The organism is Streptomyces hygroscopicus (genome assembly GCF_026168105.1).
GTDB lineage: Bacteria > Actinomycetota > Actinomycetes > Streptomycetales > Streptomycetaceae > Streptomyces > Streptomyces hygroscopicus_D.
Genome location: NZ_LBMW01000065.1, coordinates 1 through 20,901, shown reverse-complemented (window position 1 = coordinate 20,901; position 20,901 = coordinate 1). Strand labels below are relative to the sequence as shown.

Below are 20,901 nucleotides of genomic sequence, written 5' to 3'. Positions count from 1 at the left end.
GCGGGTAGTCTGAAGGGACCTGCTCAGCACCACACACCGGGAGTGCCAGTGGCACGCGTCGTAGTCGACGTCATGCTCAAGCCGGAGATCCTCGACCCCCAGGGCCAGGCGGTGCAGCGCGCACTGCCGCGGCTCGGATTCGAAGGCATCTCCGACGTACGTCAGGGAAAGCGATTCGAACTCGAGGTGGACGGACCGGTGGACGACGCCGCGCTCGCCCGCATCCGTGATCTTGCGGAATCCTTCCTCGCCAACACCGTGATCGAGGACTTCACCGTCAAGGTGGAGGAAGTGGCGGAGGCCGCAAAGTGACCGCTCGTATTGGCGTCGTCACTTTCCCGGGGAGCCTTGACGACAGGGACACGCAGCGCGCGATCCGCCTCGCGGGCGCCGAACCCGTTGCCCTCTGGCACAAGGACAAGGACCTCAAGCAGGTCGACGCCGTGGTGCTGCCCGGCGGTTTCTCGTACGGCGACTATCTGCGCGCAGGTGCCATCTCCCGCTTCTCGCCGGTGATGGAGACGGTCATCGAGCAGGCGAGGACCGGGCTGCCGGTCCTCGGCATCTGCAACGGCTTCCAGATCCTCACCGAGGCCCATCTCCTCCCGGGCGCGATGCTCGGCAACAACCACCTCCACTTCATCTGCCGCGACCAGAAGCTGCGGGTGGAGAACGCGGAGACCTCCTGGACCAGCGACTACGCGAGCGGCCAGGAGATCCACATCCCGCTGAAGAACATGGACGGCCGGTACGTCGCCGACGAGTACACGCTCGACAAGCTGGAGGCGGAGGGGCGGGTCGCTTTCCGGTACCTGGACTTCAACCCCAACGGTTCGCTGCGGGACATCGCCGGCATCACCAACGAGGCCGGGAACGTCGTGGGCCTCATGCCGCACCCCGAGCACGCCGTCGAGCCGCTGATCGGTACCGGTCGTACCGACGGCCTCCCGTTCTTCACCTCGATCCTCAAGAAGCTGGTCAACGCATGAGCCGGACGCCTCTGGACACGGTCGAGCACGCGGCCGCGACCCCCGACGTCGAGCTGCCCTGGGCCGAACTCGGCCTGAAGAAGGACGAGTACGAGCGGATCGTCGAGATCCTGGGCCGCCGCCCCACCGGCGCCGAGCTCGCCATGTACTCGGTGATGTGGTCCGAGCACTGCTCGTACAAGTCCTCCAAGGTCCACCTCCGCCAGTTCGGCGAGAAGGCCCCCGAGTCCGAGGCCCTGCTCGTGGGCATCGGCGAGAACGCCGGCGTCGTGGACGTCGGCCAGGGCTACGCCGTGACCTTCAAGGTCGAGTCCCACAACCACCCGTCGTACGTCGAGCCCTACCAGGGCGCGGCCACGGGCGTCGGCGGCATCGTCCGGGACATCATCGCGATGGGCGCGCGGCCGGTCGCGGTCGTCGACCCACTGCGCTTCGGCGCCGCCGACCACCCGGACACCAAGCGTGTCCTGCCGGGCGTCGTGGCCGGCATCGGCGGCTACGGCAACTGCCTGGGGCTGCCCAACATCGGCGGCGAGGTGGTCTTCGACGCCTGCTACCAGGGCAACCCGCTGGTCAACGCCGGCGCCATCGGCGTGATGCGGCACGAGGACATCCACCTCGCGAAGGCGTCCGGCGCGGGCAACAAGGTCATCCTGTACGGCGCCCGTACCGGCGGCGACGGCATCGGCGGCGCCTCGATCCTCGCCTCCGAGACCTTCGACGACGCCAAGCCCTCCAAGCGCCCGGCCGTCCAGGTCGGCGACCCCTTCCAGGAGAAGCTCCTCATCGAGTGCACCCTGGAGGCCTTCAGGGAGAAGCTGGTCGTCGGCATCCAGGACCTGGGTGCCGCGGGTCTGTCGTGTGCCACCTCCGAGCTGGCCTCGAACGGCTCCGGCGGCATGCGCGTGACCCTGGACGACGTGCCGCTGCGCGACTCGACGCTCTCGCCCGAGGAGATCCTCATGAGCGAGTCGCAGGAACGCATGTGCGCGGTCGTCGAGCCGGAGAAGGTCGACCGATTCCTGGAGATCTGCGCCAAGTGGGACGTCATCGCCACCGTCATCGGCGAGGTCACGGACGGCGACCGGCTCGAGATCTACTGGCACGGCGGAAAGATCGTCGACGTCGACCCGCGGACGGTCGCGCACGAGGGCCCGGTCTACGAGCGCCCGTACGCCCGTCCGGAGTGGCAGGACGCGCTCCAGGCCGATGACGCGAACAAGCTTCCGCGGCCGGAGAGCTCCGAGGAGCTGAAGGACCAGGTCCTGAAGCTGGTGTCCTCCCCCAACCAGGCCTCCAAGAAGTGGATCACCTCCCAGTACGACCACTTCGTGCAGGGCAACACGGTCCTCGCCCAGCCCGAGGACTCCGGGATGATCCGCATCGACGAGGAGTCCGGGCTCGGCGTCGCCATCGCGACCGACGGCAACGGCCGGTACGCGAAGCTCGACCCGTACGCGGGCGCGCAGCTCGCCCTCGCCGAGGCGTACCGCAATGTGGCGGCCACCGGCGCCAAGCCGCTCGCCGTCTCCGACTGCCTGAACTTCGGCTCGCCGGAGGACCCGGCCGTCATGTGGCAGTTCGCGGAGGCCGTGCGCGGTCTCGCCGACGCCTGTCAGCAGCTGGGCACCCCGGTGACCGGCGGCAACGTCTCCCTCTACAACCAGACCGGCGAGGCGGCCATCCACCCGACCCCGGTCGTGGCGGTGCTGGGTGTCATCGACGACGTCGCCCGCCGTACGCCGGTCGCCTTCCAGGAGGAGGGCCAGCTGCTCTACCTCCTCGGCGACACCCGTGAGGAGTTCGGCGGCTCGGCCTGGTCGCAGGTGGTCCACGACCACCTCGGCGGTCTGCCCCCGCAGGTCGACCTGGAGCGCGAGCGGCTCCTGGCCGAGATCCTGATCTCCGCCTCCCGGGACGGCATGATCGACTCGGCGCACGACCTGTCCGACGGCGGTCTGATCCAGGCCGTGGTCGAGTCGGCGCTGCTCGGGGGCAAGGGCGCGCGGCTGATCGTGCCGGACGGCTTCGACGCGTTCACCTTCCTCTTCTCCGAGTCGGCCGGCCGTGCGATCGTCGCCGTGCCGCGCTCCGAGGAGGTCCGCTTCAACGACATGTGCGGCGCGCGCGGCCTGCCCGCCACGCGCATCGGTGTCGTGGACGGTGACACGGTCGAGCTCCAGGGCGAGTTCGAGCTGTCCCTGCGGGAATTGCGGCAGGCACACGAGGAGACCATCCCGGCACTGCTCGCATAACGCGCACAAGCGGTCGCAGGACCGAGTGGTCGTACGATCGAGCGGTCGTACGTCGCGGAGGCCCCGCCCGGTTCCCACGGGCGGGGCCTGCGTCATGCCGCGACCGGCTCGCTCTCCCAGGGCGCATCCGGCGCATCCGGCGCGTGCCCGCCCCTCGGCAGCTTCAGTGCCGGCAGTGCGGCAAGCGCCATCGCCCGGCCCCGCCCCAGAACGCCGCCCGGGTCGCGTCGGCGAAGACGGTAATGCCGTCCGCGCGGGACACCCCGATGAGCCGGGCGAGGGCGCTGATGTCGCCGCCGGGGCCGTGGGCGGCGTACAGCCGGGCCAGTACGGTGCCGAAGACGGCGGTGCCCAGGGCGTTGCCCAGCGTCTGGAAGAAGCGGATCGACGTGGTGGCGACGCCGAGCTGGTGGCGCGGGGCGGCATTCTGGACGAGCAGCCCCAGCTGGCCCATCAGCCGGCCGAAACCCGCGCCGGCCAGCAGGAGTTCGGCGCGGATCAGCCACAGCGAGGTGCCGGTCCCCGTGGTCGTGGCGAGGAGGGCGAAGGCGAGGACGTGCGAGGACGGTGGTCGCCGTGCCGCTGACGGTGAACGTCCGCGCCGACCAGCCGCGCGCGCCGGAGAGCCGACCGGCCGCGGTCAGTCCGACGGCCATCGGGACCAGGTAGAGGCCCGCCGAGGAGCCGGCGATGCCGCGCGCGACCTGCAGATAGATCAGCACGTGGTAGATGACGCACATCATCGCGCCGCCCAGGAGGGCCTGGATCGCGAAGCCCAGCCGCAGTTCGCGGACCCGGAACAGGGAGGGCGGAAGCACCGGTTCGGGGGCCCTGAGCCGGCGCCACAGGAAGAGGGCGAGTGCCGCGACGGCCGTGAGGACGAGGGCGACGACGACCGGCGACGTCCATGCGTACCGCTTGCCGCCCCAGTCCGACACCAGGAGCAGGGCGCCGGAGAACGCGGCCGCGAGCGCGCCGCCGAGGGTGTCCGGCGCGCCTTCGACCTGGTCGAAAAGGGGCTGAGCGGGTACACCGTCAAGGCATAGGCTCACCCGCATGCCCCCGGCCAGGAAGCGCACACGCACATACGACCCCGTCAAGACCCGGGCCGCGGTTCTCGCACAGTTCGAGAATGTGCGCAACGCGGTGGGCACCCTCACCCCCGAGCAACTCGCGCTCCCCACCCGGCTCGGCGACTGGTCCGTACGGGAGCTGGTCGCCCACACCGGCATGGCCCTGGCGGCCGTCATCCGGTTCCTCGACGCGCCGGAGCCGGTCAGGCAGGACGCCACCGTGCTCGACTGGCCGTTCTCGACCTCCGCCAACTCCGCGGCCATTGCCGACGTCGCCCACAAACTGGCTGAGGAGAATCCCGACCCCGGCGCCTTTCTCGCGGGCCTTGCGCAGCGACTCACGGAGCGCCTCGCCGAACACCACGGCACCCGGCTGCTGGCCACGAACGCGGGCGCGATGCCGCTGGCCGACTACCTCGTCACCCGCACCGTCGAACTCGTCGTCCACACCGACGACCTGAACGCCGCCGTCCCGGGGCTGGACATCCCCTACGACCGGCAGGCCCTCGCCGCCTGCACCCGGCTGCTCGCCGACGCGCTCGCCGTGAAGGCGCCCGGCGCCTCGACCGAGGTGCGCATCCCGCCCTACGCCGTCGTGCAGTGCATCGAGGGCCCCCGCCACACCCGCGGCACTCCGCCCAACGTCGTCGAGACCGACCCGCTGACCTGGATCCGGCTGGCGACGGGCCGCACGCAGTGGCGCTCCGCACTCGCCGACGCCAAGGTCGGCGCGAGCGGCGAACGAGCAGACCTCGGCGGCCTGCTGCCCCTCATGGGGTGACCCGCGGGCGGCGCACCAGGGGGGAACCGCGCCGCAGCGGCACCCGTCCCACCCCTATGGACAAGCACCGACTGACCCTCACCCTCCTGACCCTGCTTCCGCTCTCGGTGGCCTGTGGTACCGGAGCAGGTTCGGGCGGCGGCAGCAGTTCCGTCGGCCCGGAGAGCGACGCGCCCGTCACCGGCGTCCACTGGCGCGTCGACAGCCTCACCGCCGAAGGCACCACCCGCAGCGCCCCCACCGGCGCGTACCTCCGGATCGACGACCAGGGCCAGGCCCACGGCAACTACGGCTGCAACAGCTTCGGAGCTTCCGCCACCGTGCAGGGCGACCGCGTCGCCTTCGGCAACGCCCGGTCCACCGAGATGGCGTGCGACAAGGCCCCGATGGCCTTCGAGGCGGCCTTCTCCCGCGCGCTGTCCGGCGGCGCGCTCACCGCCGCCGTCCACCGGAACGAGCTGACGCTCACCGCCACGGACGGCGCCCGGGTGCGCCTCGTCAAGGAGCGCGACGCCTCCCTGTACGGCACCAGGTGGCAGGTCACGTCGCTGGTCGACGGTGACGTCGCCTCCTCGCTGCCCGCGGCTTCGGACAAGGCCTGGTTCACCCTCGACCCGAAGGCCGGCGCCGCCTCCGGGAGCCTCGGCTGCAACCGGTTCACCGCGAAGGCGACCGTACGCGGCGGTCACCTCACGCTCGGCACGCCCACTACAACCCGCAAGATGTGCGACGGCTCACTCATGGACACCGAGAAGACCCTGCGCGTGTTGTTCGGCCGGACGCTCACCTATCGGCTCGAGCATCGCAGCATCGCGCTGACCAGCGAAAACGGCAGGGGTGTCAACGCGGTCGCCGTGCGGTGACCCGGAGCGCCGGACGAGGCTGGGCACCGTACGGGGCAGTTGACCGGATTCGGACCAGTGCGCGATCTCGCCTACACTCGGTGGCGTGCCACGTGGTGACGGTCGACTCAATCACGATCTGCTCCCCGGTGAGAAAGGCCCCCAGGACGCGTGTGGCGTCTTCGGTGTCTGGGCTCCGGGCGAAGAGGTCGCAAAGCTCACGTACTTCGGGCTCTACGCCCTTCAGCACCGGGGTCAGGAATCCGCGGGTATCGCGGTCAGCAACGGCTCCCAGATCCTCGTCTTCAAGGACATGGGCCTGGTGTCCCAGGTCTTCGACGAGACCTCGCTCGGTTCGCTCCAGGGTCACATCGCGGTCGGTCACGCCCGCTACTCGACCACCGGCGCCTCCGTCTGGGAGAACGCCCAGCCGACGTTCCGTGCCACGGCGCACGGCTCCATAGCGCTCGGCCACAACGGCAACCTCGTCAACACGGCGCAGCTCGCCGAGATGGTCGCCGGCCTCCCCAAGGAGAACGGCCGCGCCACACAGGTCGCCGCGACGAACGACACCGACCTCGTTACAGCCCTGCTCGCGGGGCAGGTCGACGACGACGGCAAGCCGCTGACCATCGAGGAGGCGGCCGCCAAGGTTCTGCCTCAGGTCAAGGGCGCCTTCTCGCTCGTCTTCATGGACGAGGACACCCTCTACGCGGCCCGCGACCCGCAGGGCATCCGCCCGCTGGTCCTCGGCCGGCTGGAGCGCGGCTGGGTCGTCGCCTCCGAGACCGCCGCCCTCGACATCACGGGCGCCAGCTTCGTCCGGGAGATCGAGCCGGGCGAGTTCGTCGCCATAGACGAGAACGGCCTGCGCACCGCTCGATTCGCGGAAGCGAAGCCTCGCGGCTGTGTCTTCGAGTACGTGTACCTGGCCCGCCCCGACACGGACATCGCCGGCCGCAACGTCTATCTCTCCCGCGTCGAGATGGGCCGCCGCCTCGCCAAGGAGGCGCCCGTCGAGGCCGATCTGGTGATACCGACGCCCGAGTCCGGCACACCCGCCGCGATCGGCTACGCGGAGGCCTCCGGCATCCCGTTCGGTGCCGGCCTGGTGAAGAACGCGTACGTCGGCCGCACCTTCATCCAGCCCTCGCAGACGATCCGGCAGCTCGGCATCCGCCTGAAGCTCAACCCCCTCAAGGAAGTCATCAAGGGCAAGCGCCTGGTGGTCGTCGACGACTCGATCGTCCGCGGCAACACCCAGCGGGCGCTGGTGCGCATGCTCCGCGAGGCCGGCGCCGCCGAGGTCCACATCCGGATCTCCTCCCCGCCCGTGAAGTGGCCCTGCTTCTTCGGAATCGACTTCGCCACCCGCGCCGAGCTCATCGCCAACGGCATGTCCATCGAGGAGATCGGCACCTCGCTGGGTGCGGACTCCCTGGCGTACATCTCGCTCGACGGCATGATCGAGGCGACCGCCATCGCCAAGCCGAACCTGTGCCGCGCCTGCTTCGACGGCGAGTACCCGATGGAGCTGCCCGACCCGGAGCTGCTGGGCAAGCAGCTGCTGGAGACCGAGCTGGCGGCCGGTCCTGCCGCCACGGCCGCGGCCGACGCGATCCGTCGCCCCTGAGCCCGTACCACCAACCCGAAAGATCCCAGGCAATGTCTGCTGTGTTCGATCAGTCGACTCCGTCGACGGGCACTCCCGAGGGCGGCGCTTCCTACGCGGCCGCGGGCGTCGACATCGAGGCGGGCGACCGCGCCGTGGAGCTCATGAAGGAGTGGGTGAAGAAGACGCGGCGGCCCGAGGTGCTCGGCGGCCTGGGCGGCTTCGCCGGCCTCTTCGACGCCTCCGCCCTCCAGCGCTACGAGCGTCCGCTCCTCGCCTCCGCCACCGACGGCGTCGGCACGAAGGTCGACATCGCGCGCCGGATGGGCGTCTACGACACCATCGGTCACGACCTCGTCGCCATGGTCATGGACGACATCGTGGTGTGCGGCGCCGAGCCGCTGTTCATGACCGACTACATCTGTGTGGGCAAGGTGCACCCGGAGCGCGTCGCCGCGATCGTGAAGGGCATCGCCGAGGGCTGTGTGCTGGCGGGCTGCGCCCTGGTGGGCGGTGAGACGGCCGAACACCCCGGCCTCCTCGGTCCGGACGACTTCGACGTCGCCGGGGCCGGTACGGGCGTCGTGGAGGCCGACCGGCTGCTGGGCGCCGAGCGCATCCGCAAGGGTGACGCGGTGATCGCCATGGCCGCCTCCGGACTTCACTCGAACGGGTACTCGCTCGTCCGGCACGTCCTCCTCGACCGGGCGAACCTCGGCCTCGACCAGCACATCGAGGAACTGGGCCGCACCCTGGGCGAGGAGCTGCTGGAGCCCACGAAGATCTACTCGCTGGACTGCCTGACGCTGACCCGCACCGCCGAGGTGCACGCCTTCAGCCACATCACCGGCGGCGGGCTCGCGGCGAACCTGGCCCGGGTGATCCCGGACGGGCTGCACGCCGTCGTGGACCGCTCCACCTGGACTCCCGGCCCGGTGTTCGATCTCGTCGGCAGGACCGGCGGCGTCGAGCGCCTGGAGCTGGAGAAGACCCTGAACATGGGTGTCGGCATGATCGCGATCGTCCCCGAGCACTCCACGGACGTCGCGCTGACCGCCCTGGCCGACCGCGGTGTGGAGGCATGGGTCGCCGGCGAGATCACCGACCGGGGCGACCACGAGACGGGCGCGGCCCTGGTGGGTGACTACGCGGGCTGAGCCCCGGCGCACAGCATAGAACCCGGTCCGTGGCTGGGCCACGGACCGGGTGAAAGCTCAGTGCAGGGTCAAGCGCCGCGACGGTGCTGCGAGGACTCGTCGTCCTCGTCCTCCTCGTCGTCCGCGTAAAGCTCGGCGTACCGTGCATACAGGTCGTCGTCGTGCTCATCGTCCTCAAACCGGTCGCCGTTCGGCGACGTGTTCGACGTCGATGCGCCCAGCTCCTCGGCCAGGCGTGAGAGGTCCGTCCCACCGCTGTTGTACTTCAGCTGGCGGGCGACCTTCGTCTGCTTGGCCTTGGCCCGGCCGCGCCCCATGGCTCGACCCCCTCAACGACGGGGCTCGACGGCCCCAGAGTCTTGACACGCGTTCATGATCCGGAACGGGCTCTCCGTGGAGAGACCGGTCCGTAGGGCTTCCACGGTACCTGAGCCCGCGCCCATACGGTACGTCGCCCGCAGGACGGGCGTGTGCACACAACCGTCGAGGCGCCCCGTCCTCGCTGGTCACGGCCGATTTTAACCACTTATTGGCGGACGACCCGCCGATGAAAGTGAGAGTCCTCTCAAACTGCCCATCGGCGGGTACCGCTCACACCGGGACGGACCCGGGGAGATCACAGGCCGCGCGCCTCCGCCATCCGCTGCTCGGCGATCCGGTCGGCCGCGGCGGCCGGCGGAATACCGTCTTCCTTCGCGCGAGCGAATATGGCCAGCGTGGTGTCGAAGATCTTCGCCGCCTTCGCCTTGCACCGGTCGAAGTCGAAGCCGTGCAGCTCGTCGGCGACCTGAATGACACCGCCCGCGTTGACGACGTAGTCGGGCGCGTAAAGGATCCCGCGGTCGGCGAGGTCCTTCTCCACACCCGGGTGGGCGAGCTGGTTGTTGGCCGCGCCGCACACCACCTTCGCCGTCAGTACCGGCACCGAGTCGTCGTTCAGCGCGCCGCCGAGGGCGCAGGGTGCGTAGATGTCGAGGCCTTCGGTGCGGATGAGGGCCTCGGTGTCATCGGCCACGGCGACCTCGGGGTGCGCGTCGGTGACCCGGCGTACGGCGTCCGGCCGTACATCCGTGATCACGACGTCGGCACCGTCCTCCAGGAGGTGCTCGACCAGGTAGTGCCCGACCTTGCCGACACCCGCGATGCCGACCTTGCGGCCGCGCAGGGTCGGGTCGCCCCAAAGGTGCTGGGCGGAGGCGCGCATGCCCTGGAAGACGCCGAAGGCCGTCAGGACGGACGAGTCCCCCGCGCCGCCGTTCTCCGGGGAGCGCCCGGTGGTCCAGGGGCACACCCGCGCCACCACGTCCATGTCCGCCACATAGGTGCCGACGTCGCACGCGGTGACGTACCGCCCGCCGAGCGAGGCCACGAAACGGCCGTACGCCAGCAGCAGCTCGGTCCTTTGAGGGGAGTCGATCCGCTCGGGGTCGCCGATGATCACGGCCTTGCCGCCGCCGTGGTCCAGGCCGGCCATGGCGTTCTTGTACGACATCCCGCGCGCGAGGTTCAGCGCGTCGGCGACGGCCTCCTCCTCGGTGGCGTAGGGGTAGAAGCGTGTGCCGCCGAGGGCGGGGCCCAGGGCGGTGGAGTGGATCGCGATGACGGCCTTGAGGCCACTGGCCCGGTCCTGACAGAGCACGACTTGCTCATGGCCTCCCTGGTCCGACCGGAACAGGGTGTGCAGGACGCCGTCGGTTACGTCGGTCACGGTGGTGACTCCCGGTGGTGTAGCGGCGGTTGAGGGGCGGGTCCCGTGCGGGTGGCGGGGCCCGTGGCATGAGAGTAGAGCGTGTGCGCCCCCGCCAGCCGCGCAGTGCTCAGGATCACCCTCCCCCGGAGTACGCCGACGCGGGTTCGTGGGACGATTTGCATGGTTTTCCACCCCGTCCGGGCGGCCCCGGGCGGGTTTCGGGTCAGGTCCGATGGGGAGGGAGCAGGCGTGCCCAAGGTGTCCTCGGTGATCGTGCCGTACGCGTCCTATTTGCGCGTGTACGAACCGCTGGCCGCCTTCCCCGAGCCGGAGCGCAGCCACTGGGCGCGGTACGCCCGCAGCCCCGACCGCCCCTCGTACCAGGACGAACTGCGCCGCTCCCTCGCCGACTTGCTGCCCACCCCGCCGGTCCCGGTGCCGGTGCACGAGAGCAGCGACGCCTTCGTGACCGAGGTCGAAGGGGTGCTGTGCGTGTGCCCGTGGCGCACCAGGCTGCGTGGCTGGCAGGCGCTCGGGGAACTGGCGGAGGAGCTGCCGCCGCCGGTCCTGGACGCGGTCCTGCCGCCCGTCGTGCGCCGCCAGGCCGCCCAGGACTACGAACGCTGGCTGGAGCGCCACCCGGATGCCCGCCCGTGGATTCGCACCGCGACCTGGCAGGTGCCGCTGAACTGGTTCGTGCTCGTCTCCGACAGCGAGCGGCGGTACGACAAGGGGTCCGGGGAGATCCCCCCGATGCTGCGCTACCGCACGCCCATGGTGCAGGCCAGGCGGCGCACCGCGCGGGCGCTGCGGACGCTCAAGGACGCGATCGACGAGGGGCCGCTCATCGACGGCCTGGTCGACGTGGGGCGGTGGCTGGAGGAGTTCCATCCGCGGTCACTGGTCGAGTTGGACTACGGCGGTCTTGTCCATGTCCTGCCGGCCGCGGAACTGGACGGGGACCACTCGGCCGCGGATGTCGCCGAGGGCATCGAGGCCCTGCGCCTCGGTGACGGGGCCACGGCCGGGGAGGCGTACGGGCGGCTGGTGGAGCGCTGGCGGGCCGTACGGGACCGCCGGTCGGCGAACTGAGTCCAGCGCTTTCGTCAACCAGTGAGCGAATTGTGACCTACGAGACATGGTGAAGAGCCAACCCTTGGCCCATGGTTAACGTACCGCAGGTCGGTAGGGGCGGACTTGGGTCACTGATCCGGGCTTATCCCATCAAGCGTGACGGACGGCACTTTCAAGGACCTTGCGCCTAACGTCCCTCCTCATGCCAAAATAGGACAAGGAGCCCGGGGGAGGCTCCTTCTGCCCGATTATGGGTGGAAGCTCAGCATTGCACGCCTTGTGGGGTCTTGTGGCTCCTGATCGCCCTGTGACTGATCGTCACAGTGGCGTGACTGTCCGCTATGGCATAGTCCATCGGCTTCCGTCGCTGATGAACACCTGGGAGGGCAATTCCATCGGTTTGGCCGACGCGGCTGGACAGATGGTGTAGTTGTAGTGCCGAGGACAAGCCGTTCGTCCTATAACCGACTCGACTCGCGTCCGCCATTTCGGGCAACGCGGGTCAAGGTGCAGAATTTAGAGGAAAGAACCGAGAAGGTTCGGTTCTCCCGAGGAGGCCGCTCATGACCGCTCGCACCCCTGATGCCGAGCCGCTGCTGACCCCGGCTGAGGTCGCCACCATGTTCCGTGTGGACCCCAAGACGGTCACGCGGTGGGCGAAGGCCGGCAAGCTCACTTCGATCCGCACGCTCGGCGGGCACCGTCGCTACCGCGAGGCGGAGGTCCGCGCTCTGCTCGCGGGCATCCCGCAGCAGCGCAGCGAGGCCTGAACAACTGCATAGCCGGACATATCGGCAGGTCCCCCAATCTGCCGTGACGTCCGCTCCACAGCTCCAAGCGACGCGGGTTCTGCCCCAACAGGCCCTCGCCCATGGTCATCCGAGGTACGACAAGGGTGCGTCGTCGATCGCGCTGGACTCCGCCGGGTCCAGCGCGATCTTTTTTGTCTCCTGGTCGCGGTGTGGCGGACCGGTCTCTGGGCGGCCTTGTCGGAGTCTGGGGAGGGGTGTCGGATCTGCTGTGCGGCACCTTGGGGAGAGGTGCAATTGCACATATTAAATTGACCCGTTGTAGGAGAGGTGTAAGCCGCCCGACTTCCGAAACTTGTGCGGTGACACCCGTCACATGTCGGAGTCCTTGTTGTGGTTGCGACCTCTTTGTTAAGGGAACGCGACGCCGTGCGGCCGATGTTGAGCGGACCGCATGTCCACGGGTGCCCCGCGGAGGTCGTGTGAATCCCGGCGGGCGGTCACGTCGTGGAGTGGCCCTCGTCCTCGGGGGCCGTCTCGGGGCTGTCCTCGCCGTGCTGGGCGGGCTCCATGGCCAGGCGCAGGAGTTGGTGGCAGACAGGACAGTGGTGCGTGAGATGGCGATAGGCGAGAGCGGCGGAGAGATGGGCTCGGAGCAGAGCACGTGTTTCGTGTCGAACGGACGCCGCCATACTCCACCTCCCGGGGCCCGGGCAGTCGGGGGACCCTGGTTTGTGGGTACCGGTGGAAAGTGACGCCGTCAAGACGCCCCGGAACGCATAAGGCTCCGACAACGGGCAGGTTGCCTGGTCGCAGGTGCGGGGTCATGGCAAGAAGAAGGCCCCGCATCTTCGCGATGCGGGGCCTTCTTCTCTTGCGGTCCTGACGGGATTTGAACCCGCGGCCTCCACCTTGACAGGGTGGCGAGCACTCCAAACTGCTCCACAGGACCTGGAGCCCCTCCCAGGCCATCAGGCGCTGGGGGAGTTTCGCGGCGCTCATGGTGCGTTGCGCTGCGAGAAGAGACTGTACAGGAGGGTGAGCCCCTGGTCGAACTCACCCCACGTGAACGAGCCGTTACGGGACCTCCGCGTCGATCGCCTTCACGATGCGCTTGTCCGAGACCGGGTACGCCGTGCCCAGCGCATGCGCGAAGTAGCTGACGCGCAGCTCCTCGATCATCCACCGGATGTCCAGGACCGCGGAGGGTACGGGCCGGCCCTGCGGCAGCTGCTCCAGCAGCCACGCGTACTCGTCCCGCATCTCATGGACCTTCGCCATACGCGTCGTGTCCCGCTGCACGTTGGTCGGCATCTGCTGCAACCGGCGGTCGGCGGCGACCAGGTAACGCATCAGGTCGGGCAGGCGCCGTACCCCCGCCTCCGTGACGAAGCCGGGCTTCACGAGGGCGTCCAGCTGCGCGCGTACGTCCGCCAGGTTCGGCAGCAGCGCCGGGCTGCGTACGGCCTTCAGACGGCGCTCACAGGCCTGCCAGGCGGCCAGAACCTGCTGCACCTGCCCGACCGTGCGGACCGTCGTGTCGACGATCTCTGCGCGCACCTTGTCGTACAGCTTCCGGTACGACTCCTCGTCCCACACCGGGCCCCCGAAGTCCCCGATCAGCTTGTCCGCGGCCGCCATCGCGCAGTCGTCGAACAGGGCCTGGATCGACCCGTGCGGGTTGGCGGACAGGCCGAGCTTCTGGGCGTTCGTCAGCTTCTCGGACGCGAACTTCGCCGGGTTCACCGGGAAGTTCCGCAGGATCAGGCGCCGCGTGCCCTTCCACATCGCCAGCGCCTGCTCCTCCTCCGTGTCGAAGAGGCGCACGGAGACCGTGTCGCCGTCGTCCACCAGTGCCGGGAACGCCTTCACCGGCTGGCCGGCACGGCGCGTCTCGAAGACACGGCTGAGCGCGCCGATCGTCCAGTCCGTGAGGCCCGTGCGCTCCAGGGACTCCCCGCCCCGCCGCTCGGCCGTGGCCGCCGCGGCCTGCGAGAGGGCCTGGCGTGCCTTCGGCTTCAGCCTCAGTTTCAGCGCCTCGAGGTCCTTGTCCTCGGCGAGCTGGCGGCGACGCTCGTCGACGATCCGGAAGGTGATCTTGAGGTGGTCGGGGACCTTCGCCCAGTCGAAGTCGTCCGCTTCGAACGGCACGCCGACCATGCGTTTCAGCTCCCGCGCCATGGTCACGGTCAGCGGCTCCTGGAGGGACCCTGCCTGATCGCGCCCCTCCGGGGACGACGCCTTCTCCAGGAACGCCTTGGCGTAGTTCGGCGCCGGGACGTAGTTCCGGCGGATGGGCTTGGGCAGGGACCGGATCAGCTCGGTGACCACTTCCTCCCGCAGACCCGGGATCTGCCAGTCGAAGCCCTCGTCGGTGACCTGGTTCAGAACCTGCAGCGGAATGTGGACGGTCACGCCGTCCGCATCCGCGCCCGGCTCGAACTGATAGGTGACCTTGAACTTCAGACGGCCCTGACGCCAGGAGTCGGGGTAGTCGTCCTTGGTGACCGCGCCCGCCTTCTCGTTGATGAGCATCTCGCGCTCGAAGTCGAGGAAGTCGGGCTGCTCGTGCCGCTTGCGCTTCCACCAGGTGTCGAAGTGGGCGCCGGACACGACGTCTTCGGGCACCCGCTGGTCGTAGAAGTCGAACAGCGTCTCGTCGTCGACGAGGATGTCCCGGCGCCGGGCGCGGTGCTCGAGCTCCTCGACCTCGGTGAGGAGCCTTCGGTTGTCGGCGAAGAACTTGTGGTGCGTGCGCCAGTCGCCCTCGACGAGGGCGTTGCGGATGAACAGCTCGCGGCACGTCTCCGGGTCGATCCGGCCGTAGTTCACCTTCCGCTGGGCGACGATCGGGACGCCGTACAACGTGACCTTCTCGTACGCCATCACGGCCGCCTGGTCCTTCTCCCAGCGCGGTTCGCTGTACGTCCGCTTGAGGAGGTGGCCGGCGAGTGGCTCGACCCACTCGGGCTCGATCTTCGCGTTGACCCGGGCCCACAGACGGGAGGTCTCGACGAGTTCGGCGGACATCACGAGGCGCGGGGGCTTCCTGAACAGGGACGAGCCCGGGAAGATCGCGAACTTGGCGCTGCGGGCGCCGAGGTATTCGTTCCGTCCGCCCTCTTTCCGGCCGCCGGGGCCCGAGTCCTTGGACTCCTTCACGTCCTTCAGCCCGATGTGCGAGAGCAGGCCGGCGAGGAGCGAGATGTGGATGTGGTCGGCCGGGGCGTCCTGCTCGTTCGGGTGGATGCCCATCTGCTTGGCGACCGTGCGCAGCTGCGTGTAGATGTCCTGCCACTCGCGGATGCGCAGGAAGTTGAGGTACTCCTGCTTGCACATCCGGCGGAAGGACGACGAGCCGCGCTCCTTCTGCTGCTCGCGGATGTAGCGCCACAGGTTGAGGTAGGCGAGGAAGTCGCTCGTCTCGTCCTTGAAGCGGGCGTGCTGCTGGTCGGCCTGGGCCTGCTTGTCGGCGGGGCGCTCACGCGGGTCCTGGATGGACAGGGCGGCGGCGATGACCATGACCTCGCGGACGCAGCCGTTGCGGTCCGCCTCCAGAACCATGCGCGCGAGGCGCGGGTCGACCGGGAGCTGGGCGAGCTTGCGGCCGGTGTCGGTGAGGCGCTTGCGCGGGTCCTTCTGGGCCGCGTCCAGCGCGCCGAGCTCCTGCAGGAGCTGGACGCCGTCGCGGATGTTGCGGTGGTCCGGCGGGTCGATGAAGGGGAACTTCTCGATGTCGCCGAGGCCCGCCGCGGTCATCTGGAGGATGACGGAGGCGAGGTTCGTACGGAGGATCTCGGAGTCCGTGAACTCCGGGCGGGTGTTGAAGTCGTCCTCGGAGTACAGCCGGATGCAGATGCCGTCCGACGTACGGCCGCAGCGGCCCTTGCGCTGGTTGGCGCTCGCCTGGGAGATCGGTTCGATGGGGAGCCGCTGGACCTTGGTCCGGTGGCTGTAGCGCGAGATGCGCGCGAAGCCGGGGTCGATGACGTACTTGATGCCCGGGACGGTGAGGGAGGTCTCGGCCACGTTCGTGGCCAGGACGATTCGGCGGCCGGGGTGCGGCTGGAAGACGCGGTGCTGCTCGGCGTGGGAGAGCCGGGCGTAGAGGGGCAGGATCTCGGGGCCCTGCCCGTTGGAGCCTCCGGCGCGTGGATAGTTCATCTTGGTCAGCGCGTCCGCGGTGTCCCGGATCTCGCGTTCTCCGGAGAGGAAGACCAGGATGTCACCCTGCCCCTCCGCCATCAGCTCCTTGACGGCGTCAGTGATCGCGGTGATCTGGTCTCGGTCCGCGTCGTCGGAGTCCTCTTCGAGGAGCGGGCGGTAGCGCACCTCGACGGGATACGTGCGGCCGCTGACCTCGACGATCGGCGCGTCGCCGAAGTGCCGGGAGAAGCGCTCCGGGTCGATCGTGGCCGAGGTGATGACGACCTTGAGGTCCGGGCGCCGGGGGAGGAGCTGGGCCAGATAGCCGAGCAGGAAGTCGATGTTGAGGGACCGCTCGTGGGCCTCGTCGATGATGATCGTGTCGTAGGCGCGCAGCTCGCGGTCCGTCTGGATCTCGGCGAGCAGGATGCCGTCCGTCATCAGCTTGATGAAGGTGGCGTCCGGGTTCACCTGGTCGGTGAAGCGGACCTTCCAGCCCACGGCCTCGCCGAGAGGGGTGTCGAGCTCTTCGGCGACGCGCTCGGCGACGGTGCGGGCGGCGATGCGGCGGGGCTGGGTGTGACCGATCATGCCGCGGACGCCACGGCCGAGTTCGAGGCAGATCTTGGGGATCTGGGTCGTCTTGCCGGAGCCGGTCTCACCGGCCACGATCACGACCTGGTGGTCGCGTATGGCGTCGGCGATCTCGTTCTTCTTCTGGCTGACGGGCAACTGCTCGGGGTACGTGACGGCCGGGACCCGGGCGGTGCGCCCGGCGATCCTGTCCTCGGCCTTGGCGACCTCCGCCTCGATCTCGGCGAGTACGGCGGCTCGGGCCTCGGGCTTGCGGATCTTGCGCGCGCCTTCGAGCCTGCGGCCGAGCCGGTGCGCGTCGCGCAGGGACAGCTCGGTCAGGCGGGGGGCGAGGGTGCCGAGGGCGGGATGCGTAGACATACGCGGTCCAGGATCTCACCTAGGCGAAATTCGTGGCTAACGATTTGCCTCCGGCGGGTTGGCCGGGGTGCGGGCAGTGGACCACGGCGCCGGCGGCAGGCCCATTCCGGGAAGAAGCCGTCTGCCGGGCGGGGAACTGCCGGGCGCTGTCGGGAGCCGTCGCGTCACTTGCCCGCCGGCTGCTGCGGGACCGTGGTGGGGTGGTCGCGGGGCGCTCTGTCCTGGACCATCGACCTGGCGGTGTTGGAGACGGCCTTGATGCCCAGGTACGCGGTGGTCATGCTGCTGACGGCGGTGAAGGCCGCGGTGAGGATGCCGACGATCACCGACTTGTCCCCGTGCAGGCGCCATACGCCGAAGATCGCGACACCGGCGATCGCGAGATTGCTGATGATCACCGCGAGCAGGCCGTAGCGGGCCCGGTCCTTCTCCAGCTCGACATCCCTGGCCTTGGCCTCGTCCAGACTCATGATCCCCCCATCGTCATGGCTGCGCCGACCCGGCAGAACGTAGCGCCCGGAAGGGGACATGCCAAGTGTGTGGTGGAGCGGAGCCGTCGACGCCGCCGGGGGCCTCAGCGGGCTCGTAGCCGGGCGATCCGGGCATCCACCTGGGCACGGTCGTAGCCGCGCCGGGCCACGTCGAAGGCGGGCGGGCCGCCGGGATCCGTTCCTTGGGCGAGGAGTGCGAGGTACTCGTCGACCTGCCGGCGGTCGTAACCGCGTCGCACCAGGTCGAACCCCTGGAACTCGTCCCCCACCGACTCCTCCGGACCTCTCGACGGCGAAAGCCCCGTCCCGGAGGGACGAGGCTTTCGGTGATGGTGGCTGGGGCCGGGGTCGAACCGGCGACCTTCCGCTTTTCAGGCGGACGCTCGTACCAACTGAGCTACCCAGCCACGAGGTTTCACGTGAAACCCCAGCGGTCCTGACGGGATTTGAACCCGCGGCCTCCACCTTGACAGGGTGGCGAGCACTCCAAACTGCTCCACAGGACCAAGCGTTGTGTACGACAGTGTCGCACACGGTGATGCGTGCCCCCAACGGGATTCGAACCCGTGCTACCGCCTTGAAAGGGCGGCGTCCTAGGCCGCTAGACGATGAGGGCTATCGGCCCGCCTGGGCGCTTCTCAGCGCGTCGGGGACGTGAGAAGCATATGGGATGGGGGGAGGGTTCGCCAAAACGGTTAAGGGGTGCTCGGCGCGGAGGTCGCGCCCGGGCGTGTCGGGGTGGCTCCGGGGCGGGTCGCCGGTGCGCCGGTGGGGGGCTTGGCGCCTGGGGCCGGGGGCACGGCGCCAGGGGTGGGCGGCGTGGTGCCGGGGGTGGGCGGCGTGGTGCCGGGGGTCGAACCCGCTCCGGGCTGGTTCTCCTTGGGCAGGTGACGGGTCACCTCCGCCGTGGTCTCGCCCAGACCGCCGAGCCTGATCTCGTCCCAGGCCTGGAGGCGGCGGGTGTCCCGGTCCAGGTAGAGGATCGAGGCCTCGATCGGGGCCGGATACCTGCCCTCGAGCGCACGCAGCCCACTGCCCCCCGTCGAGCCCTCGATGCGCAGCCGGGTGCCGTACTTCATGACCTCCACCCCCTCGTGGTGCAGATGCCCGGCCAGGACGAGAGGCACCTCGCCGTCCGTCTCGCGGGCGGCCGTGGGCTCATGGGCGATCGCGATGTCGACGGGCGTGCCGGCGGTCTTCTGGTCGTGCAGGGCGGCGGCCAGGCGCGCCCCCGCCAGCACCTCGGCACGGTCGCCGCCCGGTACGACCGAGCGGTCGGGGGTGAACTGCGGGTCGCCCATCCCGGCGAACCGCAGGCCCGCCACGTTGATCGCCCCGCCGTCGTCCAGGACGTGGACGTTCTTCGTGTGCTCCAGATAGCGCTGCGTGGTGCGGGAGTCATGGTTGCCGCGGACCCAGACGTACGGCGCGCCCAGGTCGGCGATCGGGTCCAGGAAGCCGTTCTCCGCGGCCGTGCCGTGGTCCATGGTGTCGCCCGAGTCGACGATCACGTTGACGCGGTACTGCTGCACCAGCGAAGCGATGATCTTCCAGCTCGCAGGGTTGAGATGGATGTCGGACACGTGCAGGACCCGGACGGTCGTCGGGTCGGGTTCGTACGCGGGGAGGGTGGAGGTGACGTCGTAGAGCTTCGTCACGTTCGTCACCAAGCGCGCCAACTCCTTCTGGTAGACATCGAATTCGGTCACGATGCTGCGCGCGTTGCCGACCAGGGAGGGCGCGGAGGAGAGCAGCCCGGAGAACCTCGGCTCGAGGACCGACTCGGGGTTCCAGGTGGCGTACGCCGTGGCGCCCGAGGCGGTGAGGAACGCGAGCGCCAGACCGCCGGCCGTGAGGGCCCGGCGCGGACGGCGGTAGACGGCAAGGCCCAGTGCGGTGGCGCCGGAGACCACCGCCACGCAGGAACGCACGGCGAGGTCGAGCGTGCCGTGCTCGACGTCGCGGGTTATCTCCTGCTGGAGCCCGGAGATCCGCTCGGGGTGATCGACCAGGGCCTGGGCGCGGACGGGATCGAGCTGGTCGACGTTGACGTCGAGGCGTACGGGGGCCTCGTGGCTGTTCAGCTCCAGGGCGCCGAGCGGGGAGACGTTGATCTTTGTTCCGCCGCTGAAGGAGGGGCGCAGGGCCATGGTGGTGTTCATGGGGCCCACTGGGACCCGTACGTTGCCCACGACCAGCAGGCCGAGCCAGGCGCCCAGGAGCACGACGGCGACCATGCCGAGTGCCCGGAGCCAGGGGCGGGGCTGAGGGACGAGCGTGACGGACGGGTGGGGGCGGAGCGAGCGGCAGTGCCGGGCGAAGGTGCCCGACGCCCTTCGTATGCGGCTGACGGCTGCGACAGGGACGTGGGCCATTGGTCCCGTATGCCCAGTTCCCGGAGTGGATATGCCGGGACGATTCCGGCTCTCGTACCGGGGAGTCGTGCCGGAGAATGGCTCTGTGCTGGAGATGACGCGCGAGGAGTTCGAGGAACTGGTCGCCGAGGCGCTCGACCGGATCCCACCGGAGCTGACACGGCTGATGGACAACGTGGCGGTGTTCGTCGAGGACGAGCCGCCCGCCGACGACCCCGAGCTGCTGGGGGTCTACGAGGGGACTCCGCTCACGGACCGCGGGGAGTGGTACGCGGGCGTGCTGCCGGACCGGATCACCATCTACCGGGGGCCGACCCTGCGGATGTGCGAGACGCGGGAGGACGTGGTGGCGGAGACCGAGGTGACCGTCGTGCACGAGATCGCGCACCACTTCGGGATCGACGACGCCCGGTTGCACGCGCTCGGCTACGGATGACCCCGCCTCCCGGGGCGCGCCCACGTTGTCTTGGCGGGGCGCGTGTCCTCCTGCGGGCGGCGGGAGTTGGGCAGGGTGAGACCCCTATCGGAGGTGGCTGCCCGTGCGCGCCTGTTACGTATCCATCCGTCTGGCCGCCGTGGTGGCGGCCGTCGTCGCGGTGGCCGGCTGTGTGAGCGTGGGCGACGACGCGGGCAGTCCTTCGCCGTCGCATTCGGCGGGACGCCACGGCGGGGCCGCCCAGGACGGTGACTCGGGGGCGGGCGGGGGCAGGAGC

19 protein-coding genes and 4 tRNA genes are annotated in these 20,901 nt (G+C 69.7%); 11 read left to right on the top strand and 12 right to left on the bottom strand.

All coding sequences use genetic code 11. The annotated features are described in order from the left end of the window. Positions 1-48 precede the first annotated feature (48 nt). Genes purS through purL form a run of 3 tightly spaced genes read left to right on the top strand, consistent with a single transcriptional unit; the run spans position 49 to position 3,244 of the window. The gene (gene purS, locus AAW14_RS35530) at positions 49-312 is read left to right on the top strand and encodes a phosphoribosylformylglycinamidine synthase subunit PurS (protein WP_210872646.1); all 264 of its coding nucleotides are present in this window, start codon (positions 49-51) and stop codon (positions 310-312) included. After that, the gene (gene purQ / locus AAW14_RS35525) at positions 309-989 is read left to right on the top strand and encodes a phosphoribosylformylglycinamidine synthase subunit PurQ (protein WP_265568579.1); all 681 of its coding nucleotides are present in this window, start codon (positions 309-311) and stop codon (positions 987-989) included. Before purS ends, purQ begins: the two co-directional genes overlap by 4 nt. Continuing rightward, the gene (gene purL, locus AAW14_RS35520) at positions 986-3,244 is read left to right on the top strand and encodes a phosphoribosylformylglycinamidine synthase subunit PurL (protein ID WP_265568578.1); all 2,259 of its coding nucleotides are present in this window, start codon (positions 986-988) and stop codon (positions 3,242-3,244) included. The genes purQ and purL overlap by 4 nt, the downstream gene beginning before the upstream one ends. Positions 3,245-3,407: 163 nt before the next feature. On the opposite strand, the gene AAW14_RS39565 is transcribed toward purL, so the two are convergent. After that, a complete protein-coding gene (locus tag AAW14_RS39565; protein WP_322741157.1) occupies positions 3,408-3,698 on the bottom strand; it encodes a hypothetical protein in 291 nt (96 codons plus the stop codon). Positions 3,699-3,966: 268 nt separating this feature from the next. Between AAW14_RS39565 and AAW14_RS39560 the strand changes: the two genes are divergently transcribed. The 5 genes from AAW14_RS39560 (at position 3,967) to purM (ending at position 8,709) form a co-directional block, all read left to right on the top strand. Continuing rightward, complete coding sequence (locus AAW14_RS39560) at positions 3,967-4,290, top strand: hypothetical protein (RefSeq protein WP_322741156.1); 324 nt, start codon at positions 3,967-3,969, stop codon at positions 4,288-4,290. 10 nt (positions 4,291-4,300) lie between these two features. Next, positions 4,301-5,098, top strand: coding sequence for a maleylpyruvate isomerase family mycothiol-dependent enzyme (locus tag AAW14_RS35510; RefSeq protein WP_265568577.1), 798 nt, complete (start codon positions 4,301-4,303; stop codon positions 5,096-5,098). 56 nt (positions 5,099-5,154) lie between these two features. After that, positions 5,155-5,961, top strand: coding sequence for an META domain-containing protein (locus AAW14_RS35505; RefSeq protein WP_265568576.1), 807 nt, complete (start codon positions 5,155-5,157; stop codon positions 5,959-5,961). A gap of 85 nt (positions 5,962-6,046) precedes the next feature. Then, the gene (gene purF / locus AAW14_RS35500; RefSeq protein WP_265568575.1) at positions 6,047-7,573 is read left to right on the top strand and encodes an amidophosphoribosyltransferase; all 1,527 of its coding nucleotides are present in this window, start codon (positions 6,047-6,049) and stop codon (positions 7,571-7,573) included. Positions 7,574-7,605: 32 nt separating this feature from the next. After that, complete coding sequence (purM, locus tag AAW14_RS35495; RefSeq protein ID WP_265568574.1) at positions 7,606-8,709, top strand: phosphoribosylformylglycinamidine cyclo-ligase; 1,104 nt, start codon at positions 7,606-7,608, stop codon at positions 8,707-8,709. A gap of 68 nt (positions 8,710-8,777) precedes the next feature. On the opposite strand, the gene AAW14_RS35490 is transcribed toward purM, so the two are convergent. Together AAW14_RS35490 and AAW14_RS35485 are read right to left on the bottom strand one after the other, a co-directional pair. After that, positions 8,778-9,026: a DUF3073 domain-containing protein gene (locus AAW14_RS35490; protein WP_265568573.1), complete on the bottom strand. Its 249-nt coding sequence runs from the start codon at positions 9,024-9,026 to the stop codon at positions 8,778-8,780. A gap of 299 nt (positions 9,027-9,325) precedes the next feature. Then, the gene (locus AAW14_RS35485; RefSeq protein WP_265568572.1) at positions 9,326-10,417 is read right to left on the bottom strand and encodes a Leu/Phe/Val dehydrogenase; all 1,092 of its coding nucleotides are present in this window, start codon (positions 10,415-10,417) and stop codon (positions 9,326-9,328) included. Positions 10,418-10,648: 231 nt separating this feature from the next. Between AAW14_RS35485 and AAW14_RS35480 the strand changes: the two genes are divergently transcribed. Together AAW14_RS35480 and bldC are read left to right on the top strand one after the other, a co-directional pair. After that, positions 10,649-11,491, top strand: coding sequence for a hypothetical protein (locus AAW14_RS35480; protein ID WP_265568571.1), 843 nt, complete (start codon positions 10,649-10,651; stop codon positions 11,489-11,491). A 545-nt stretch (positions 11,492-12,036) separates the two neighbouring features. Further along, positions 12,037-12,243: a developmental transcriptional regulator BldC gene (bldC, locus tag AAW14_RS35475; protein ID WP_003949541.1), complete on the top strand. Its 207-nt coding sequence runs from the start codon at positions 12,037-12,039 to the stop codon at positions 12,241-12,243. Between the two features lie 479 nt (positions 12,244-12,722). Here the strand turns inward: bldC and AAW14_RS35470 are convergent, their stop codons facing one another. From AAW14_RS35470 to AAW14_RS35430, 9 genes are all read right to left on the bottom strand, one after another. After that, entirely contained in the window at positions 12,723-12,914 is a 192-nt protein-coding gene (locus AAW14_RS35470) for a DUF6274 family protein (RefSeq protein ID WP_265568570.1), read from the bottom strand. Positions 12,915-13,099: 185 nt separating this feature from the next. Then, positions 13,100-13,174 (bottom strand) — tRNA-Asp (locus tag AAW14_RS35465). A gap of 125 nt (positions 13,175-13,299) precedes the next feature. After that, positions 13,300-17,322: an ATP-dependent RNA helicase HrpA gene (gene hrpA / locus AAW14_RS35460; protein WP_265568569.1), complete on the bottom strand. Its 4,023-nt coding sequence runs from the start codon at positions 17,320-17,322 to the stop codon at positions 13,300-13,302. Between the two features lie 164 nt (positions 17,323-17,486). Further along, positions 17,487-17,792, bottom strand: a complete 306-nt coding sequence (locus AAW14_RS35455) for a hypothetical protein (protein ID WP_265568568.1) — start codon at positions 17,790-17,792, stop codon at positions 17,487-17,489. Positions 17,793-17,896: 104 nt separating this feature from the next. Next, a complete protein-coding gene (locus tag AAW14_RS35450) occupies positions 17,897-18,082 on the bottom strand; it encodes a DivIVA domain-containing protein (protein WP_265568567.1) in 186 nt (61 codons plus the stop codon). Positions 18,083-18,143: 61 nt separating this feature from the next. Continuing rightward, positions 18,144-18,220, bottom strand: a tRNA-Phe gene (locus AAW14_RS35445). Positions 18,221-18,244: 24 nt separating this feature from the next. Beyond that, a tRNA-Asp gene (locus tag AAW14_RS35440) sits at positions 18,245-18,319 on the bottom strand. Positions 18,320-18,356: 37 nt separating this feature from the next. After that, positions 18,357-18,429 (bottom strand) — tRNA-Glu (locus AAW14_RS35435). A gap of 79 nt (positions 18,430-18,508) precedes the next feature. Next, positions 18,509-20,188 (bottom strand): metallophosphoesterase family protein, encoded by a 1,680-nt coding sequence (locus AAW14_RS35430; protein WP_265568566.1) that lies wholly within the window; start codon positions 20,186-20,188, stop codon positions 18,509-18,511. 85 nt (positions 20,189-20,273) lie between these two features. Here AAW14_RS35430 and AAW14_RS35425 point away from each other — a divergent pair, with 85 nt between their 5' ends. After that, positions 20,274-20,624 (top strand): metallopeptidase family protein, encoded by a 351-nt coding sequence (locus AAW14_RS35425; RefSeq protein ID WP_265568565.1) that lies wholly within the window; start codon positions 20,274-20,276, stop codon positions 20,622-20,624. Positions 20,625-20,901 lie beyond the last annotated feature (277 nt).

Excerpts from the sequence above, each read along its gene's own strand:
- AAW14_RS35505 (WP_265568576.1), top strand. The coding sequence starts at position 5,155 with ATGGACAAGCACCGACTGACCCTCACCCTCCTGACCCTGCTTCCGCTC.
- purM (WP_265568574.1), top strand. The coding sequence starts at position 7,606 with ATGTCTGCTGTGTTCGATCAGTCGACTCCGTCGACGGGCACTCCCGAG.
- AAW14_RS35430 (WP_265568566.1), bottom strand. The coding sequence starts at position 20,188 with ATGGCCCACGTCCCTGTCGCAGCCGTCAGCCGCATACGAAGGGCGTCG.
- purL (WP_265568578.1), top strand. The coding sequence starts at position 986 with ATGAGCCGGACGCCTCTGGACACGGTCGAGCACGCGGCCGCGACCCCC.
- AAW14_RS35455 (WP_265568568.1), bottom strand. The coding sequence starts at position 17,792 with ATGAGTCTGGACGAGGCCAAGGCCAGGGATGTCGAGCTGGAGAAGGAC.
- AAW14_RS35490 (WP_265568573.1), bottom strand. The coding sequence starts at position 9,026 with ATGGGGCGCGGCCGGGCCAAGGCCAAGCAGACGAAGGTCGCCCGCCAG.
- bldC (WP_003949541.1), top strand. The coding sequence starts at position 12,037 with ATGACCGCTCGCACCCCTGATGCCGAGCCGCTGCTGACCCCGGCTGAG.
- AAW14_RS35510 (WP_265568577.1), top strand. The coding sequence starts at position 4,301 with ATGCCCCCGGCCAGGAAGCGCACACGCACATACGACCCCGTCAAGACC.
- AAW14_RS35470 (WP_265568570.1), bottom strand. The coding sequence starts at position 12,914 with ATGGCGGCGTCCGTTCGACACGAAACACGTGCTCTGCTCCGAGCCCAT.
- hrpA (WP_265568569.1), bottom strand. The coding sequence starts at position 17,322 with ATGTCTACGCATCCCGCCCTCGGCACCCTCGCCCCCCGCCTGACCGAG.
- AAW14_RS39565 (WP_322741157.1), bottom strand. The coding sequence starts at position 3,698 with ATGGGCCAGCTGGGGCTGCTCGTCCAGAATGCCGCCCCGCGCCACCAG.